16 protein-coding genes are annotated in these 18063 nt (G+C 43.0%); 8 read left to right on the top strand and 8 right to left on the bottom strand.

The genetic code is table 11. The features are described from left to right. The first annotated feature begins 78 nt into the window (after nt 1–78). The 3 genes from V7L07_RS30865 (at nt 79) to V7L07_RS30855 (ending at nt 1532) form a co-directional block, all read left to right on the top strand. The gene (locus V7L07_RS30865) at nt 79–324 is read left to right on the top strand and encodes a ribbon-helix-helix domain-containing protein (protein ID WP_335063184.1); all 246 of its coding nucleotides are present in this window, start codon (nt 79–81) and stop codon (nt 322–324) included. Then, nucleotides 303–674: a type II toxin-antitoxin system PemK/MazF family toxin gene (locus V7L07_RS30860; RefSeq protein ID WP_335063183.1), complete on the top strand. Its 372-nt coding sequence runs from the start codon at nt 303–305 to the stop codon at nt 672–674. Before V7L07_RS30865 ends, V7L07_RS30860 begins: the two co-directional genes overlap by 22 nt. A 189-nt stretch (nt 675–863) precedes the next feature. Further along, entirely contained in the window at nt 864–1532 is a 669-nt protein-coding gene (locus V7L07_RS30855; RefSeq protein WP_335063181.1) for an HAD family hydrolase, read from the top strand. A gap of 371 nt (nt 1533–1903) precedes the next feature. Here the strand turns inward: V7L07_RS30855 and V7L07_RS30850 are convergent, their stop codons facing one another. Continuing rightward, nucleotides 1904–2341, bottom strand: a complete 438-nt coding sequence (locus tag V7L07_RS30850) for a DUF6918 family protein (RefSeq protein ID WP_335063179.1) — start codon at nt 2339–2341, stop codon at nt 1904–1906. A gap of 111 nt (nt 2342–2452) precedes the next feature. On the opposite strand from V7L07_RS30850, the gene V7L07_RS30845 reads away from it, so the two are divergent. Next, the gene (locus V7L07_RS30845) at nt 2453–2680 is read left to right on the top strand and encodes a hypothetical protein (RefSeq protein WP_335063178.1); all 228 of its coding nucleotides are present in this window, start codon (nt 2453–2455) and stop codon (nt 2678–2680) included. 103 nt (nt 2681–2783) lie between these two features. Here V7L07_RS30845 and V7L07_RS30840 read toward each other — a convergent pair whose 3' ends face one another. Together V7L07_RS30840 and V7L07_RS30835 are read right to left on the bottom strand one after the other, a co-directional pair. Beyond that, nucleotides 2784–6128, bottom strand: coding sequence for an efflux RND transporter permease subunit (locus V7L07_RS30840; protein ID WP_335063176.1), 3345 nt, complete (start codon nt 6126–6128; stop codon nt 2784–2786). A gap of 388 nt (nt 6129–6516) precedes the next feature. Further along, nucleotides 6517–7188, bottom strand: coding sequence for a DUF1997 domain-containing protein (locus V7L07_RS30835; protein ID WP_335063174.1), 672 nt, complete (start codon nt 7186–7188; stop codon nt 6517–6519). A gap of 178 nt (nt 7189–7366) precedes the next feature. Between V7L07_RS30835 and V7L07_RS30830 the strand changes: the two genes are divergently transcribed. Further along, nucleotides 7367–8023, top strand: coding sequence for an NAD(P)H-binding protein (locus V7L07_RS30830; protein WP_335063173.1), 657 nt, complete (start codon nt 7367–7369; stop codon nt 8021–8023). Between the two features lie 398 nt (nt 8024–8421). Then, on the top strand, nt 8422–9063 hold the full coding sequence (locus V7L07_RS30825; RefSeq protein WP_335063171.1) for a glycoside hydrolase family 24 protein: 642 nt from the start codon (nt 8422–8424) through the stop codon (nt 9061–9063). A 238-nt stretch (nt 9064–9301) separates the two neighbouring features. Here V7L07_RS30825 and menH read toward each other — a convergent pair whose 3' ends face one another. The 3 genes from menH to V7L07_RS30810 all read right to left on the bottom strand — a co-directional run bounded on the left by menH (nt 9302) and on the right by V7L07_RS30810 (nt 11449). Further along, nucleotides 9302–10120 carry a 2-succinyl-6-hydroxy-2,4-cyclohexadiene-1-carboxylate synthase gene (menH, locus tag V7L07_RS30820; protein WP_335063205.1) on the bottom strand — a complete coding sequence of 273 codons (819 nt, stop codon included), beginning with the start codon at nt 10118–10120 and terminating at the stop codon, nt 9302–9304. Between the two features lie 142 nt (nt 10121–10262). After that, the gene (locus tag V7L07_RS30815) at nt 10263–10664 is read right to left on the bottom strand and encodes a metal-sensitive transcriptional regulator (protein WP_335063170.1); all 402 of its coding nucleotides are present in this window, start codon (nt 10662–10664) and stop codon (nt 10263–10265) included. A 566-nt stretch (nt 10665–11230) separates the two neighbouring features. Next, nucleotides 11231–11449, bottom strand: coding sequence for a hypothetical protein (locus V7L07_RS30810; protein WP_335063169.1), 219 nt, complete (start codon nt 11447–11449; stop codon nt 11231–11233). A gap of 25 nt (nt 11450–11474) precedes the next feature. On the opposite strand from V7L07_RS30810, the gene V7L07_RS30805 reads away from it, so the two are divergent. Further along, nucleotides 11475–12278, top strand: a complete 804-nt coding sequence (locus V7L07_RS30805; RefSeq protein WP_335063167.1) for a PEP-CTERM sorting domain-containing protein — start codon at nt 11475–11477, stop codon at nt 12276–12278. Nucleotides 12279–12470: 192 nt separating this feature from the next. Here the strand turns inward: V7L07_RS30805 and ebsA are convergent, their stop codons facing one another. Further along, the gene (gene ebsA, locus V7L07_RS30800; RefSeq protein WP_104905290.1) at nt 12471–12845 is read right to left on the bottom strand and encodes a type IV pilus biogenesis protein EbsA; all 375 of its coding nucleotides are present in this window, start codon (nt 12843–12845) and stop codon (nt 12471–12473) included. A 647-nt stretch (nt 12846–13492) separates the two neighbouring features. Between ebsA and V7L07_RS30795 the strand changes: the two genes are divergently transcribed. Beyond that, nucleotides 13493–14899: a glycosyltransferase gene (locus V7L07_RS30795; RefSeq protein ID WP_335063165.1), complete on the top strand. Its 1407-nt coding sequence runs from the start codon at nt 13493–13495 to the stop codon at nt 14897–14899. Between the two features lie 94 nt (nt 14900–14993). Here the strand turns inward: V7L07_RS30795 and dnaX are convergent, their stop codons facing one another. Next, a complete protein-coding gene (gene dnaX / locus V7L07_RS30790) occupies nt 14994–17987 on the bottom strand; it encodes a DNA polymerase III subunit gamma/tau (RefSeq protein ID WP_335063163.1) in 2994 nt (997 codons plus the stop codon). Nucleotides 17988–18063 lie beyond the last annotated feature (76 nt).

The following is an 18063-nucleotide window of genomic DNA, read 5'->3' as shown; positions in this document are numbered from 1 at the left end:
AACTACGCTCTTTTAACACAAATATACACACCTTAGATGTGTATAATAAAGCTGATAGGCAAAACAGAGCAGAAAATTATGCATCGCCGGATTAACATCACCTTGCCAGATGAGACAATTGAACTAATCGATCGAGTTATTGAAAAAGGCGATCGCAGTAGATTCATCAACGAAGCTGTGCAATATTATATTGCTCAGAAAACCTTAGCCAATCTTAGAGAACAGTTAAAAGAGGGAGCCATCCAACGCGCAGAACGTGATTTGGGTTTAGTAGAAGAGTGGTTTGACTTGGAAGAAGAATTGTGGCACAGAAACGAAAAGTAAATTACCCCAAACGTGGTGAAGTATACTTAGTCAATTTCGATCCAACTATTGGTGCAGAGATAAAAAAAACACGCCCAGCTTTAATCTTGCAAAATGATGTTTCTAACGAACATAGTCCAATCACAGTTGTAGCTGCCATCACCTCAAAGTTTGCAGAACCTTTGTATCCCACTGAAGTGCTGATTAAAGTACCAGAAGGCGGTTTAGAGGATGATTCGGTTGTACTTGTCAATCAGATTCGCTCAATTGACAAGCAAAGGCTGATTAAACGTTTGGGAATTCTGCACCCAGAAACGATCGCACAGGTAGATCGAGCAATTCAAATCAGCCTTGGTTTAGTGAAGCTTTGAGGCGATGTCTAGCGACAAGCCTCAACTCTTGGAGACGCTTTGCGAATGCGTCTACGCACCTACTAAAATTATCTCAGGTGATCGCCATCTCTTTTTTCTCTAACCCCCTTCTCCTCTCATGGGATGATGAAGTAAACTATTTGCCATGCCATCATCAGCTATGAAACAAAACGTCAGCAGAGGTTTTTCATGGCATTAGAAGGGGTGATTTTAGATATTGATGGAACACTGGTTTTAAGCAATGATGTTCATGCAAATTCCTGGGTAGAGGCATTTGCAGCTTATGACTTAGAAGTGCCATTTGAAACAGTTCGACCACTTATGGGCATGGGTGGAGATCAACTGATTCCCAAAGTAGTGCCAGAATTAAATGGTGAAGAAGGAACTGGCAAAGCGATCGCTCAACTACGCAAAGAACTATTACTTGATAAATATATACCACAAATTACTGCTGCCAATGGGAGCAGAAAATTAATATTAAAGATGCAAGAATCGGGATTGCATCTGGTTGTCGCTAGTTCAGCCAGTTCTCAAGAACTCGATATCATGCTCAAAATTGCCCAAGTAGATGATTTGCTAACGGAAATAACTACATCCGATGATGCTGAAGCATCTAAACCTGCTCCTGACATTGTAGAAGCAGCCTTGAACAAAGGGCAAATGACACCGGATAAAGTAGTGATGCTAGGAGATTCGCCCTACGATATTGAGTCTGCCGGCAAAGCAGGGGTAGCTGTGATTGGTTTGCGCTGCGGTGGCTTTAGCGATGAACAACTGTCGGGAGCGATCGCAATTTACAACGATCCAGAAGATTTGCTACAGCACTATGACTCTTCTATTCTGGGTACAAATGCTTAAATACTAAAAGGGTAAGCGATCGCACTTCTACCACAACTATACAAACTTGAGATATTTACAATACAATTGCCATGCCAGACAACGCAGAAAATTAGGCAGAACTAATTGATTGAGTAATAAATAAAGGTGATTATCTAGAGAAGATGGTATGCGATCGCAGTCGATTAATTAATGAAGCTGTGCAATATCATACATTACTCAGAAAGACTTAATCAATTTCAGAGAACAGTTAAAAAAGGAACCATCCAACGGGCGGAACGCGATTTAGGGTTGGTGAAGTTTTGAGGCGATGTTTGAAGACAAGCGGAAGAAGCTTCTACGCTTGCCACGTTTCTAAAAGACGCGATTAATCGCGTCTCTACTTCTCTTGCTCAGACCTTAGTGTAATTATTGATTACATTGGCTAAATCTGGCACTGCTTCTTCTACGTGTCTTTTGGCTGAACCGCGAAGTTTTTCATAGGTTCCTCGCACTATTGGGCGCTTTGCGCTCTTGACTCTCGCATCGGTGACACTCAGTAGCGCGTCTGCCGTATCAGAGCGATTCACACTCAGATATTCAATTGGGTCGCCTTTCTCTATACCTTTACTCCAGATAGGATCAAGTGCTGTGAAGCATTGCGGCAATATCTGCTCAACTACATAGGGGATGTACCCTGGTTTAATCCCCTTCAAAGCAGCAAAGGCAGTTTTCAAAGCGATGCCGCTCATACCTGACTTAGATGCAAGCTGTCCTTCAATCATGTTGCAACAGTCCTCTATGACCATAGCCTTTTTGGTCGGATTCAAAAGTCCGTCGCTAAGTCCCATTTCACTCTTCCTTATCTCAGTACTTAATTCTATTCGACTAATTCTTTTAGCAAGCAGGAAATTACAGAAAATGGTATCAGAGTTAGAGGATCTTATGGATACAAGCCTTCTATGCACAAAATCCATTGGTGTCAGCAAGAGGAAAAGGTGCAGGGGGCGGGGGGCAGGGGGCAGGGGGCAGGAGTTATTTCTCCTTCATCTCCATCACTCACTACTCAGCACTCACTACTCAGCACTTACTCTCAGCACTCACTCTCAGCACTCAGCACTCAGCACTCACTCTCAGCACTCACTCTCAGCACTCACTACTCAGCACTCACTAGCACTTTCAGGGCTTGAAACCCAGATAGCAGGGGAAATGAGTGAATTTTTCTCCCCTGCTCCCTGCCTCTTTGGTCAAAACTAGTCATTTTGCTAGAGAGACTTGACTTAAAAGCAAAAGTTAGGTTATCCCATCTTGCTGAGACCTAAGTTGTGCCTCTGTTTGACTTGAGCTTGCGGGTAGAGCTTCATGTCTTGATCCCGAAGCTCCATTTGGAGAACCTGGAGGGTTTGAGCCTCCCGATCGCTTCCGAGAAAATATAGCCTGAGCCAAGCTCTTAACCAAAATATACAGAATTGGCACTAAGAACAAACTCAAGAACGTCGAAAGCATCAGCCCCCCAAAGAGTGCTGTTCCTAAAGACCAACGGCTGCTGGCTCCAGCTCCCTGAGAGATCACCAAGGGCAAAAATCCTAACAGTGCTGCAAAGGAAGTCATTAAAATCGGTCGCAGACGTTCTTCCCCCGCTTTCACTGCCGCTCGTGTGTAGCTCATGCCCTGCTCATGCAGTTGATTGGCAAATTCCACGACTAAAATCGCGTTCTTGGCAGCTAGACCAATCAAAGTCACCAGACCTACCTGGCAATAGATATCATCCACAACTTTCGGGAAGAGGCTACCTGCCATGAAAATATTGGAACGTAACCAAATCGCTGTCATCGCTCCCAAGACTGCCAAAGGAACTGTCAGCAAAATAATGATCGGGTCAACGTAGCTTTCATACTGAGCCGCTAGCACCAGAAAGACAATAACGAAGGCGAAGGCGAAAATCAAGCCAGTAGATCCCCCAGATGTCTTTTCCTGGAGATAAGTCCCTGTCCACTCATAACCAAACCCTTGAGGTAAGACCTCTGCTGCTAGTTTCTCCATTGCTTGAATCGCCTGTCCAGAACTAGCACCGGGAGCAGGAGAACCCTGGACTTTGATTGACCTGTACAAGTTATAATGGGAAATGGTTTTCGGCCCCACAAAGGGAGTAATTTTCACCAGATTGCTTAACGGAATCATCGCCCCACTTGCAGAGCGAACATAGAGCTTGCCAATATCCTCTGGATTAGAGCGGAAAATCCCATCTGCTTGGACATAGACTCGATACTGTCGCTGTCCCTGCACAAAGTCATTCACATATTGCGACCCCAAATAACTTTGCAGTGCCCCAAAAATGGCGTTGAGTTCGACATTGAGAGCTTTGGCTTGGTTGCGGTTCACTTGGATGTCAAATTGGGGAGTATCTGCGGTGAACTGAGTGAAGACTCGTTGTAAAGCAGGGTTTTTATTTGCTGCCCCAATGAACTTTTGAGCAGTATCAAGCAGAGTTTGAATTGGCGCACTTCCGGTTTTATCTTGAATGATAAACTCAAAACCACCCGTACTACTTAACCCTCTAACTGGCGGAGCATTCACAGCGATCGCTCTAGCATCTGTAATTGTAGAGAGCTTTTTGTTCATCCTCTGAAGTATTCCATAGACAGACTCAGATTCTTTAGGTCTCTCTTTCCAGGGTTTCAGGTTAGCAAAGGCAATGCCTAAATTAGAAGCATTGCCATCGAAACCAAAACCACTGATCATAAAACTAGCTTGAACTTCGGGAAGCGATGTTACTTCCTTGACAACCCGATCCATAACAGATTCGGTGTATTTTAAAGAAACCCCATCAGGCCCCTGGACAACTACAAAGAAGTAACCCTGATCTTCCTCTGGAATAAATCCAGTCGGCACTGCTTTGTACATCAAAACTGTTGCTAGTAAACCAGTGATAAAAACCCCAATTACAATTGGCTTGATATGGGTAAGGTAGCTCACAAACCCGATATAGCGGCGCGTAAACCAACTAAAGCCCCGATTAAACAGCGTAAAAAACCATCCCAAAGGGCCGCGTGGAGTCTGAGCCGGGCGCATGAGGATGGCTGCCATACTTGGAGAGAAAGTTAAAGCATTGAAGGTCGAAATGGCAATAGAGCAAGCAACGGTTAACCCAAATTGTTTGTAGACAATCCCAGTTGTGCCCGGAATAAATGTAACTGGAATGAATACTGCCATGAGTACAAGTGAAGTGGCAATGACTGCCCCAGTCAACTCTTTCATGGCTTCCATCGCAGCTTCCAAGGGCTTCAAGCCCTGCTCCAGTTTGACTGCAACTGCCTCCACCACAATAATCGCATCATCCACAACGAGACCGATCGCGAGGACGAAACCAAATAAGGTCAGTGTATTAATCTGAAATCCTAAAACTAACAGAGCCGCACACGTCCCAACGAGGGAAACGGGGATCGCCACAGTGGGAATGATCGTGGTACGCCAGTCTTGCAAAAAGACAAAAATTACCAAGACCACCAGGATAATCGCTTCAACCAGAGTTTGTAGAACTTCTTCTAAAGAAATCTCTACAAATGGAGTAGTATCAAATGCCACCTGTCCTTTTAGTCCAGGTGGAAAACTCTTCTCTAGTATTTTGATCTGGTTTTCAACAGCATGGGCAACTTTTAGGGCATTACTACCGGGAAGTTGATATATACCCAAACCTACGGCTGGCTTGGGAGTATTTCCTGGGATGGTGAATTTGGCATCAGCAAGATAGCTCTCTGCTCCCAGTTCAACTCGACCGACATCTCTGACCTTAACTAGGGTGCTATTAGGAGTGCTGGTACTATTAGTACTATTAGTGGTGTTATTAGTAGTGCCATTAGTGCCACTTTGACTTACCTTCAGTACCATATCCTCAAATTCAGCCGCATCTTTAAATCGACTGGTTGCCCGTAAAGCAAATTCAAAACTTTGATTATCTGGTGCTGGTTCCTTACCAATTGCCCCTGCACCCACCTGAATATTTTGTTCTTGCAGGGCGGCTGTCACATCTTGAGGAGTTAGTTGATGTTGGGCAAGCTTATTGGGATCAAGCCAGAGACGCATGGCATATTTGCGTTCTCCAAAAATCGTGGCTTTTCCTACACCAGGAAGCCGTTTGATCTGATCGAGAATATATAGATCGACATAGTTACTGATAAAAAGGTTGTTATACTCATTATTCTCTGAGTAAAACCCGTAGACCAGAAGGAGACTGCTTGATGCTGTTTCAACGGTGACACCTGTTTGTTGAACAACATTTGGCAATTGAGGTGAAGCAAGCCCTTCTTTATTTTGAACGTTTACTTGAGCAATATCGCTATTGACATTAGTCGGGAAGGAGACAGTTATATTGCTGGAACCATCATTACCCGTATTAGAAGATATATAGGATACATCTTTAACACCATTAATTTGTCGCTCAATGATGTTGGTGACAGTACTTTCTGTTGTTTGAGCATCTGCACCAGTATTGTTAGAACTAACGGTGATTTGCACCGGAGCGAGGTCTGGTAGCTGAGAAATGGGAAGAATCGGAATACAGATGCTTCCCAGCAGCAAAATGATGAACGTGCAGACCGTCGTCAGTACTGGACGTCTGATGAAGGTATTGACAAACATAAATCAAGAAATAAAGGAAAAGTTTAAGACTGGTTAGTAAGGTAGTAGCTTTTTATTAATATAAGGATTTATTAAGGTTTAGTGTTGGCGATCGCACAAAATTGGTAATTGTAGTATTGATATAATACACCGAACCCCAAGGAGTTAAAGCTATTCTTTAACTCTTTGGGGTTCTTTAGGAATGAAAGATAATTTACAGAATGATGATATCAGGAGTCACACATAGTTGCTTGAGATTAACTCTGCCAAGATGGTTTCAAGCCCTGAAAGTGCTAGTGAGTGCTGAGAGTGAGTGCTGAGTGCTGAGAGTGAGTGCTGAGTAGTGAGTGATGGAGATGAACGAGATATAACTCCTGCTCCCTGCCCCCTGCTCCCTGCCCCCTTCCCTTCACCGCTTTTGCTTGGAATTGGCAGCAAAGGGTATTTCTAAAGATTTATGAAAATCTTGCTGAACTTTGCGAGTTAAACGACGGGAGACTTGACGGACGATTTGATTAAGTAGGCGATCGCCTGTAGATTGAACTATAGACTTGGGTAATCGCTGAATAAACCGGGGAAAGTGAAGATAAACTATCAAATCTAATTCCCATTCAACTCTTGTAACCTCACCAATACTAGTAGAAACATCGGTTTTTAACTGTAGAGATGCCCGATAGTCTACGTCATAACCAGGCGGTTGGTAGTTAGGAATAGGGATTGTACGGATGCGGTAAATACCCTCCTCAGGGGGCAGTAATTCCAAACCAATTTTTGGTTCTACTTCATAACCAAAAGAACCAAAACGACCAATCACTAAAGCATACCCATTTTCCCCAAGTGATTGTACCTTCATGGGTTCAGCACAGCGCGAAAACCATGAAGAGTGGGCGTTGAGATATTCAGCAACCTTCTCGACTGGGGCAGCCATTTCCATACAATCTTGATAACGACCGTAAAATTTTGTGAGCGTCGCTACATTTGTTTCTGTTAAAGTGTCCTTGGTTTCTTCTGGGGTGGACACCACAGGTAAAACTGCTTCTGTTATTTCCCAGGATTTATATTCGCCTTGTCTTGAAAGCATAAATGCATTACTGTATATTTTGGCGTTGGTCTATATTAATGATTCCCCACACTCCTGGGTCATTTCGCATTCATATCCAATTTTGACCGAAACCTCATTAATCTACCATCAACTCCATAGAATTACTAAAATAAAGAACTGAACAAGCACACAATAGTTTCCCAGGATAGCATTTCTCATGAAAGCATTTGTAGCAGGGGCAACAGGTGAAACAGGTCGCCGGATTGTGCAAGAATTGATCGCCCGGAACATTCCCGTCATCGCTCTAGTGCGGGATATAGAAAAAGCTAGGGGTATTCTGTCTCCTGAAGCCGAATTGGTAGTAGGTGACGTGTTACAACCAGAAAGTTTAACTGCTGCATTGGGAGATAGCACAGTTTTGTTAGTTGCTACTGGGGCAAAACCGAGCTTTGACCCCACTGGCCCCTATAAAGTTGATTTTGAAGGGACTAAAAATTTAGTAGATGCTGCAAAAGCAAAGGGAATTGAGCATTTTGTCTTAGTTTCTTCTTTGTGTACTTCTCAGCTTTTCCATCCACTGAACTTGTTTTGGCTGATTTTGTTGTGGAAAAAACAAGCCGAAGAGTATATCCAGAAAAGTGGTCTTACTTATACAATTGTGCGACCTGGAGGGTTGAAGAATGAAGATAACTCCGACCAGATCGTAATGCAGAGTGCAGATACGCTGTTTGATGGTAGCATCCCCAGACAGAAAGTCGCCCAAGTTGCTATTGAGGCACTGTTTGAAGCAGATGCACGTAATAAAATTGTCGAAATTGTTGCCAAACCGGAAGCAGCCTCAAAAAGCTTTAAGGAGCTATTTCAACAATGTTGATATCTTAGAAGATTCTATTCCCCAAAATGATCGGCTCACATCTTCACAGAAAAGCAATTGTCAATTAGCTTATCTAAATTGACCATCCCTTGATTCCATTCCCTAAAGCGATCGCTCTCTCGTTTACAACAGACAAGCGATCGCCTCACGTTTATGCACCTCATTGCCGCGCATATATAATAGTATTTATGCTCTTTTTTACTAATTCCTAAAAAGCAGGAGCAAATTGGGAATAATAACTAACAATCAGGTGTGAACTTTGTCAGAATGAGTTCGTCGATGATTTTTGTTAGCAAAGAGAGCGAATTTGAAGGAGTCACACTCTGAAAGGCTTTGAATTCAAAGGTGTTGAAAAACTTATTGGCCCAATAGCCGCGCTTCTCGGCTTTGTATATTTGTTGCAATGGTATATTGGAGACTTGCGATCGCCTTCCGATCCCATCTTTGAAAATAAACAGCCGCCTTTGGTCATGAAACAGGGCGACCCCTATATCCGCGCCTTAATGCGAACCATCTCGGCGAGTGAGGCTAGTGGGAACCGTCCCTATTCGCTGTTATACGGTGGACAGCAAGTCAACGACCTCAGCCGACATCCTGAGATATGCGTCACAATTGTCACAGGCCCCAACACAGGTAATTGTTCTACCGCTGCTGGCAGATATCAAATTATTAACGTTACTTGGTATCGTTTAGCCCCCCGTTATCACCCAAAACCAATGCAGATGATGTTTTGGACTGCTTATAGTTTTGAAGCGGAATATCAAGATGTAGTAATTTACCGTTGGTTAAGTGATTCTAAAGTTTGGGGAGTTGATATTTCTCAACTGTTGCGCCAGGGAAAGTTAAATGATGTTTTGCGGCGACTCTCTCCCACTTGGACAAGTCTGGGATATGGCTTAGAAACTAATTCTGTTAGTAGTTCTTTACCTAAGGTTTATCAGAAAATGTTGCAAGAGGAATTAACGGCAGCAAAGCAACCAACTCCCCCAAATTTGACACCATCACCAACTCCTTCTAGCAAAGCAGTAAAGAAGCAGTGAAATTATCGTAATCAAACAGAATTCAGGAGTCAGAATTCAGTTGGGTATTCTGTATAACTGGTGGATAGCGCAGCGTAAAGCCTTCTCTTCTCCTTTGGAGACGCTAACGCGAACGAGAGGCTTGTCTGCGACACGCTATTCGCGAACGCCAACGGCATAGCAACGCTATGAGCGAGTCTACGATAGCGAGTATTTTCGAGTTGCGTCTTGATTCTGACTTCTGAATTCTTATTCAATTTTAACTTAATGTGGACAAAAAACTTTTGATATTTTCCACAAAGGCTAGGGGATTTTCAAAGTGAATATTATGTCCAGCACTACTAATTATTTTTATCTGGGCTAATTTACATATTTTAGCCATTTCTATATTAATAGATATAAATTTTTTATCATATTCACCAGTTAGTAAAAGCATGGGAATTTTATTACTTTTTAGATTTTTCCATAAAGAAGGTTGGCATCCAGTACCCATAAAGCGTAGTGATTTAGCTAATTCCTGTGGATTGTTCTGCAACCGACTTTCTAGCATGCGATCGTATTCTGGATGATTTTTTATGTAACCAAAAATCGGCTGATTGTACCAATTTGATAAAAAAGCTGCAAGATCACTTTTCTCAAGGCTTATTGTTAAATTTTTCGCTATTTGCTTATCAAGCTTAATGCGTTCTAATCGTTCTGCTTCTGTTAGTAAACCTGGGGAAGCTGACTCTAACACAATTTTATGAAAACGTTCGGGAAAATGCAAGGCAAGGTATAAAGCCAATCTTCCACCCATTGAATAACCAACTAAAAAGCATTTGGCAATTTTTAACTCATCCAATAAATTGATTAAAGCATGAGCGGTATTTGGCATTGTATAGTATTCTTCCTCGCCAAAAACCTGGGTTTTACCATGTCCAGGGAGATCAAGGGTTAAATAAGAAAATTCATTAGATAGTAATTTTATGGCTTGATCAAATTCATCTATGTTACCCATGAAGCCGTGCAGAAAAATAATGAGTGGTTTTTCTGGGTTGCTAATTAAAGAATAGTAAAATTGATAATTTTCTCTGACCATAGCTAGCGAAAAACCATCATTGTTGCATAGCATATTTTATTATGAGAGGGGTAAATATCACGATGCACTTATTGAATTTTGATGTGTCGCTGTTAGTGCATCATGAATTTTGGGAATGTATTTCACATTAATTTTCTAGTTCTTAAGGTAAAAACCGATCTAAAGCAGCTTTTAACTGTTTAATTTCAACATCAATATTACCTTCTTGTGCGGCTCTACCAATACACTCTGTTAAATGTTCATCCAAAACAATCCGCGCTACCCGATCCAATGCACCCCGCACTGCGGCAATTTGCAGTAAAACATCAGGACAAGGTGTACTTTGCTGCACCATTGCCTTAATACCACGAACATGTCCTTCTATGCGCGATAATCGATTGACAATTCGCCGTAAAGACTCTTCACTATGGATGTGAGGATGAGTCGACTCTCCAGTTCTATGAGTATGATCTGTATGCTCGTCGTCTGTATCGTGATGGTGAGAATGTTCTACTTGCTGGGATGTTGGCAAGGATTCCTTACCTAATCGGTTTGATCCATTCATGGTTTATCAAAGGACTTGTAATACTAAGATCCTAGCCTAGTACTCGACCAAAATTTCTGAATGGGGAATGGAGAGATGAGAAAGAGTTGAAATTTTGTTCATCTCTGCTATCTGTTGCTAGGATGCGTTGGAGGCTTTGTAGTAATTTGTTTCCATATTAAGCAGACGGGAGCCTAGTACCGCAAGGCGGAATTCAAAATGACGCTCTCTACGAGACGCTAAAAGCGTAGCTTGCTTCCCTGTAAGGGTACGCAGACTCGCTCATAGCGTTGCCATGCCAAAGGCTTTATGCTGCGCTAACAAAATTCAAAATCCAAAATTAATACAGCGTAAGCGTTTCATTGATTTTGAATGGATGGTTTATTTACGCCGTGTTGTACTATAGGACTCATATTTGATTTCTGAAAAACCAAATTGGCTAGAAGCTTGCCATACAAAGGTTTGTTTCTCAGTATAATTAGCAAGATTCAAGTATGATTCCTATAGTTCATCTGATGTGTTGTGGTAAGAGTGGAGATTTACTTACCTTTAAGATCAGATTTACGTGAATAAATCACAAAAAACGGCTAAAATTTAGAACTATTTAAACATCTTCTCGTAATAAAGCGAGATTCAAATTGAGTAATCAGGTGATTTTCGCCGACACGCTCCACAAAAGCAAGAATAAAAATAGCGATTGATAAGGCTTTTTTTGCCGATGAAACTTCCATCATAAGCTTGGGAATAATAAATCGTGCTGGAGAAAAATTTGCAATGAATCTCAGCAGATTAAGTGTATCTACCATCGGCAATTAAAGGAGCAATTTGTTAATGAAAGTGAGTTCATCAGGGATTAAGCTAGGGTTTGCAGTTGTTAGTAGTAGTTGTTTAGCAACAGTAGCGATCGCTTTCAGTAGCGCCAGTGCAATTGCGGCTCAATTCATCACAATTGAAAGCATCGGTACTTTATCAGGAACAATCGAACTTCCTAGAAATAATCCCAATTTCAATAACAGTATTACTCGTATTGATACGGATGACACTGGAACTTATTACCGGAATTTAGGTACTAAGAATAATCCTAATTATGTTCCTGTATACCAGTCAGACTATTTAAAGGTACAAACACGCTCTGATGGAAGTCTGCATTACTTTGTTGATTTTAAAGGTATTCCAATTGTCTCCTTTGATGGTGTTCTCACATCGCCAGTTCTCTCTGGTGGTCAGTTGACACCCTTCCTTTACCAGGGACAATTGACAGGAACTACATTTCAAGGAGTAGTTCAGGATGAATTTAATCTCACAAAGGCTTTCTACACTGGCACTGTCACCGACCCAGACACCGGAAAGCAGTATCAAGGCACTTTTGAAGTGAGTGGATATGGGGAGCGATATAGTAATCCCAATGGTAGTTTAACTCCCACAGTCTTTGATTTCCAGTCCGATATTCCAGGTTTGCCAACCATAACATCCTTGACCATAACTAACGCTACCTTGGCAAATTTGAGAATTAAAGTACCTATAGATGAAACTTCTATTCCAGAACCCACTAGCCTTCTCGGAAGCTTGATGCTAGCTGGTTTTGGTATTCTTTTGAAAAGAAGAAAAGACATCGAAACTAAGAAGATGTTTTGAAACTGGGAGGCTGTTATGAAGAGTGCTGAGTTCCGTTAGCGGTAGCGGGGCGTTTAGCCCGTGCTGAGTTAAAAGATCGCCCCTCATAGGCGGGGCTTTTACCATAGTGCAAAAGTACTGAGTACTCAACTTCAAAACTCAGCACTCAGCACTCAGCACTCAGCACTCAGTATGGTGTCCGGCTGAATTGAATCAATCATCTATACGCAATAGTTTGCGGTAAAACGGTTGTGAAAAATCGGTTACGCGATAACGTTTATAGTTGTCCATAAGTTCAATTAAAAAATTAATAAACTCGAAACTAGCCATCATCAGTTCATAACTTAGGTCAGCGTTGCCATCAAACTGAATTCGGCAACGAGTTAAGTCTGAGGGTAGGGTGGCAACATTCCAGGAGGCGACAAAGGGGACATGTTCACTGGCTTCTATCTTCCGATGTCCCTCCAAGACCCCTTTTTGATAAAGACTGATGGCGTAGGGTAAGAAATTGCGCCTAGCGCCCTGAACGTAAGGTAAGTAAACACTGGCTTGTTGTTGAGTGGCAGGCTGAAGTTGCTCAATAGACATTATTAAATATTCCTCAAGTTAGTTTGCAACTGGGGATATTAGTGGCTGTTAGTAGTATTCCCAAAAGACGTGTCTAAAGCACATGAGGGAGTCGGGAAGAAGCAAGGAGGCAGGGAGCAGGGAGCAAGGGAGAAGAATTTTCCCCTCCGCCCCCCGCACCCCGCCCCTCTGCCTCTTTGTCAATGCCCAATAAATGAAGTTCCTGCTAAGAAATATTAAAATTTCGGTTACAATGATGCTGCATTAACTGTTATCGAAGCTGGGAACGGTAACACTAAAAATCCCGACTGTAAAGTGGTGGATAATGTTATTGCAGTTTCTCCCAATAAAAAGCTGCTGCTACCTTGCTATTACTTTGCCTAAACTGGAGTTCTCTTTGGAGAAAGTCCGACTCTACAAGCTTCCTGCCGAACTGGCTATCAAAGGAATCAAGCCTCTGTCTAAGAGTAGCAAACGTGGTTAATGTCAAGTAATTACGCAGAGTGGCGGTGACAACAAAGGTAGTCCCAGTGGCTTTTGGCTTAGGGATAGCGGGTATTGCAGTTTGCCCATTCCGATTAATATCGGGAAAAGTAGCTTAGGGATATTTGTCCGTAAAATTACTAACTGTAGACAAATAGTGGTTTTTGAATCAAGCAACCTAATCTATGCCAGCGAATTCCTGGCCCGAAGAAGATTCTTATCAAGAGCTTGATCCGCTCAACTCCTTGTTATCTGACCTATCAGTAGATGAGGAGTCGGTGTTAGAGACAGATCCGGTGTCTCTACCATCCCGGTTTCAAGGTCGTAGAGGCAAAGCGGCTCTAGTCTTGACTATCGTCTGGAGTGGCACGATCGCTCTACATTTAGTTTCTTGGGCTTCCATTTTTATTCTAGGACTAACCACCATTCTAGGATTTCATGCTTTGGTGGTAGTGTTTACTAAATCCCGCCGTAACCCAAAAGAAATACAGGGAGATTTGCCTTCTGTCTCTGTGCTGGTGGCTGCGAAAAATGAGGAAGCGGTAATTGCGAAATTAGTCAAAAATCTTTGTAATCTGGAATATCCAGGTGGGCAGTACGAAATTTGGATAATTGACGATCACAGCAGTGATAGCACACCACATTTATTAGCAGAACTCGAACAGAAACACAACCAGCTGAAAGTACTAAGGCGTTCAGCAGAAGCTACTGGTGGCAAATCGGGGGCGTTGAATCAGGTATTGCCGCTGACAAAGGGCGATATCATCGCAGTATTTGATGCTGATGCTCAAGTGACACCAGATTTGCTGCAACAGGTAGTACCTTTATTTCAAAGAGAAAATGTGGGGGCGGTGCAGGTGCGAAAAGCGATCGCCAACGCTAAAGATAACTTTTGGACTAAGGGTCAAATGGCAGAAATGGCCCTTGATACCTGGTTTCAGCAACAACGGACTGCCCTTGGTGGCATTGGCGAACTGCGGGGCAATGGTCAATTTGTCCGCCGTTCCGCCTTAGAAAGCTGCGGTGGCTGGAATGAGGAAACCATTACCGATGATTTGGATTTGACAATCCGCTTACATTTGGAGAAATGGGATATTGAGTGTGTTTTCCATCCAGCGGTGCAAGAAGAAGGTGTGACAAGTGCGATCTCACTCTGGCATCAGCGCAACCGTTGGGCAGAAGGTGGTTATCAGCGCTATCTGGATTATTGGGATTTAATTCTCAAAAACCGCATGGGAACGCGCAAAAGCTGGGATTTGCTGATTTTTATGCTGATTATGTATATCTTGCCGACAGCAGCAATACCAGATTTATTAATGGCGATCGCTCGTCATCGTCCACCAATATTAAGTCCCATCACTGGTTTGTCTATTTCTATGTCGATGGTAGGGATGTTTACAGGTCTGAAACGAATACGTCAAGATCAAAAATTCCCACTTTCTACATATTTTATAATGCTCGTGCAAACCCTGCGTGGCAGTTTATATATGTTGCACTGGTTAGTCGTTATGAGCAGTACTACTGCCCGCATGTCGGTAAGACCAAAGCGGCTAAAATGGGTGAAAACTTTGCATACTGGGCATGGTGAATAGGGAATAGGGACTGGGGACTAGGGGAGATTTTTTTAATACATAATACCCAATCCCCAGTCCCCAATCCCCAATCCCCAATCCCCAATCCCTTTTATTAATCATCCACGTCTGCTTCTTCTACCCATTCTGGTGTAGTTACCGAATCGGAGAATTCTGGGAAATCATCTGCAAAACGGATAATTTGTCCATTGAAAAATTCTGCTACACGTTGAGCTGCGATCGCTACTTCATCAGGTTCCCAATCAGGTGCGGGTGTTTGTTTTGGGGGTGGAGGCAAAGTTTGCGCCCCATTTCCATTTACCCCATTTCTATTTACGCCGTTTCCATTTGCCCCATTGCCATTTATGCTATTTCCATTTTTTGCTGCTGTCGGTGCTGGTGGTGGAGTGGTTGGCTGTCGTACTGGCGCTGAAGACGGAACTTGCTGGTTGTAACTGGGTGTGGGTGGTTGCTGAGGGCGAGTAGAGTCTTTTGGGGGAGGATTTTTTTTGGCTGAGGTAGAGTTTGAAGAAATTCCTTTTTCTATATTTATCTGGATTTCACGCTGGAAAGTCTGCTGGAAAGCTGCCGTAATCATCGGTAGATAAGATTTTCCCTTGTCATACCATGCTTGTTTAATCGCAATTCGAGCCACAACACCGTCGAACTCTATAAGTTGGCTCATTTGACGCAACATTTCTTGCCTTGATTTTGGCTGGAGGTTAGCAAGCACCTGTTGCCAAACCTGAGTTAAGTCATAAGTTGCTTCCCCAATAACTTCTGAAGTTACTGGTTCAACGTTTGCAGGTGGCACAGGAACAGATATAGGTTCTGGGGTTGGTGGTGAAACTGAGTTAGCAGCAGAATTGTGATTTGTTTGCTGTTCAACTGGGGGAGATGAAATGACGGGCTGATTTTGGGCAGCCGCTTGATGATGGTTTGCAGAATTATGATTTGTTTGCGGTTCAGTTAGAGGTACAGAAGAGACAGGCTGATTTTGGGCAACTGCTTGATGATGGTTTGCAGAATTATGATTTGTTTGCGGTTCAGTTAGAGGTACAGAAGAGACGGGCTGATTTTGGGCAATTGCTGGAAGATAATTTGGAGATACAACAGGTGTATTAACTCGTGGCGCGACACTTGGGGCTTGTGGCTGAATATTCGTCGCACTGGGTAACAATCCTAGTAATGTTACCTCTAACCACAAACGCGGCTGGGTGGTATTTTTAATTTGCACTTCAGCTTCTCGCAAGTGTTTCTGTCCCGCCAAAATCCCGCTCATATCGAAGTATTGAGCAAACTCAACCAGCGCTGTCCAGGTTTGCTGAGTACAAGCAACCAAATCGTGACGGTTGGGTGCTGTTTTAGCTATGAGTAAATCGCGGTAAAAAGCGGCGAGATTTTGCAAAATAGTTAGGGGTTCTCGACCACGATCTAGGATGTAGTGAGTACAGTCTAGAACAGCTTCCGGTTTATCTTGAGCGATCGCATTTAAAAGACTCAGCAAGTCCTGTTCGCTTACTGTTCCAACTAAATCCCAAACTCGCTCTGGTGTCACTTCACCCGCTAACAAACCCAATTGGTCAAGTAGACTTTCAGCATCCCGTAACCCTCCCTGAGCAAGTTGGGCTACCAGGGTGACAGCATCATGTGAAATATGAATGTTTTCAAAAGATGCGATCGCACTTAAATGCTTCACCATCGCCTCTAACTGAATGCGTCTAAAATCAAACCTTTGACAGCGTGAAATAATCGTTGGTAACACCCGTTGCGGGTCTGTTGTCGCCAATACAAAAACCACGTGTCTCGGTGGTTCCTCTAGTGTCTTAAGTAGCGCATTGAAGGCTTGAGTACTGAGCATGTGGCAATTGTGTACCAAAAGCCCATTTGCTACAAAGTTATGATTATCTGCTACTTCAATATCATAGACTCGCTCAGTCCCAGCGAGGTGAACAGATTCGACAGTCTCCAAACTTGTAATCCATTGAGGGGATGGAATATTGTTTAAGGTCTGCCAGCCATTTTCTACTGGTGCTTGCACCCATCTGGATGTAGTAGTATGTCTTGCCTGTACTACTCCTGGTGTAAAATTTTGTTGCAACTGAATATCCCATTGCTGTAAGCCAACTGGCGATGAGTTGATTCTCTCCACCAGAGAATCCTTCTGTATGCAATTCGTGTCCTTTTTTATATGGATGTTTTTCCCAGCGAGACTGGATGCTAATGATTCCTCGGCCTTTTTTTTGTAAAAAGGTTGGGATATCAAGCTTTTCACCACACCCGCAAGCACAGAAAGGTCGGAGTAATTCGGCTTGTTTAAGGATAGATTCCAGGTCGTATAATTTTTGCCCAGATGTATTGCCTTTAAACTGGTGTCCGCCAACAAATCTCCGGGTGCGTCCATCGATACCAAATTTGTAAATGAGGATGCCACATCCACATTCACAGGCGATAGTATCTTCACTCCTTCTCTTACGTCCTTTGCTGGCAGCCATCCCTGGTTTGTCCTAATTAAATGATTACCCGTACATCTAATTTCTCGGTTAGTTGTCTTGATAACGAAGGTTTGACGTTCTCCTTGATCTAACCACCTGACAACTTTTTTGAATTCCCATTTACCTGATGAGTCGTTGTAACTCAGAACCCTCTCGCCTTTAATTTTGGGATCATCGATTCTGTTAAGTCCGTTATCAGTCAATACCAGAGAATCTCCAGTTAGGCATTCGTCGATTACATAAACCTTGTAGCGACACTGCACAGGAGCAAACTGGGCTTTTTCAATCAACTCGCGGATATTATCGACACCAGTATTACTAGCGGCATCGATTTCAATTACATCTAGGGCGTAGCCCTTGGTGATCCCCTGACAAACTTCACACACACCACAAGGTTCAGCCGTGGGCTTATCACCTTTGAGACAATTGAGGGATTTAGCCAGAATCCGGGCACTAGAAGTTTTCCCCGTACCTCTTGGCCCAGTGAATAAATAGGCGGGGGCGATTTTGGATGTGCCGATCGCGTTCGTGAGGGTGGTGGCGATCGCCTCTTGTCCCACCAGTTCAGCAAAACTTTTGGGGCGATATTTGTGGTGCAGGGGTTCATAAGACATAGAAATATAGACTTCAATGCCTTTCAACGTTAATTAGTAGCACCGAGTCGAGTTTAGGATTCAATTATTTTAATCT

The organism is Nostoc sp. (genome assembly GCF_036916985.1).
Lineage (GTDB): Bacteria > Cyanobacteriota > Cyanobacteriia > Cyanobacteriales > Nostocaceae > Nostoc.
The sequence above is the reverse complement of the archived record's forward strand: the minus strand, read 5'-3'. Positions and strand labels throughout refer to the sequence as shown.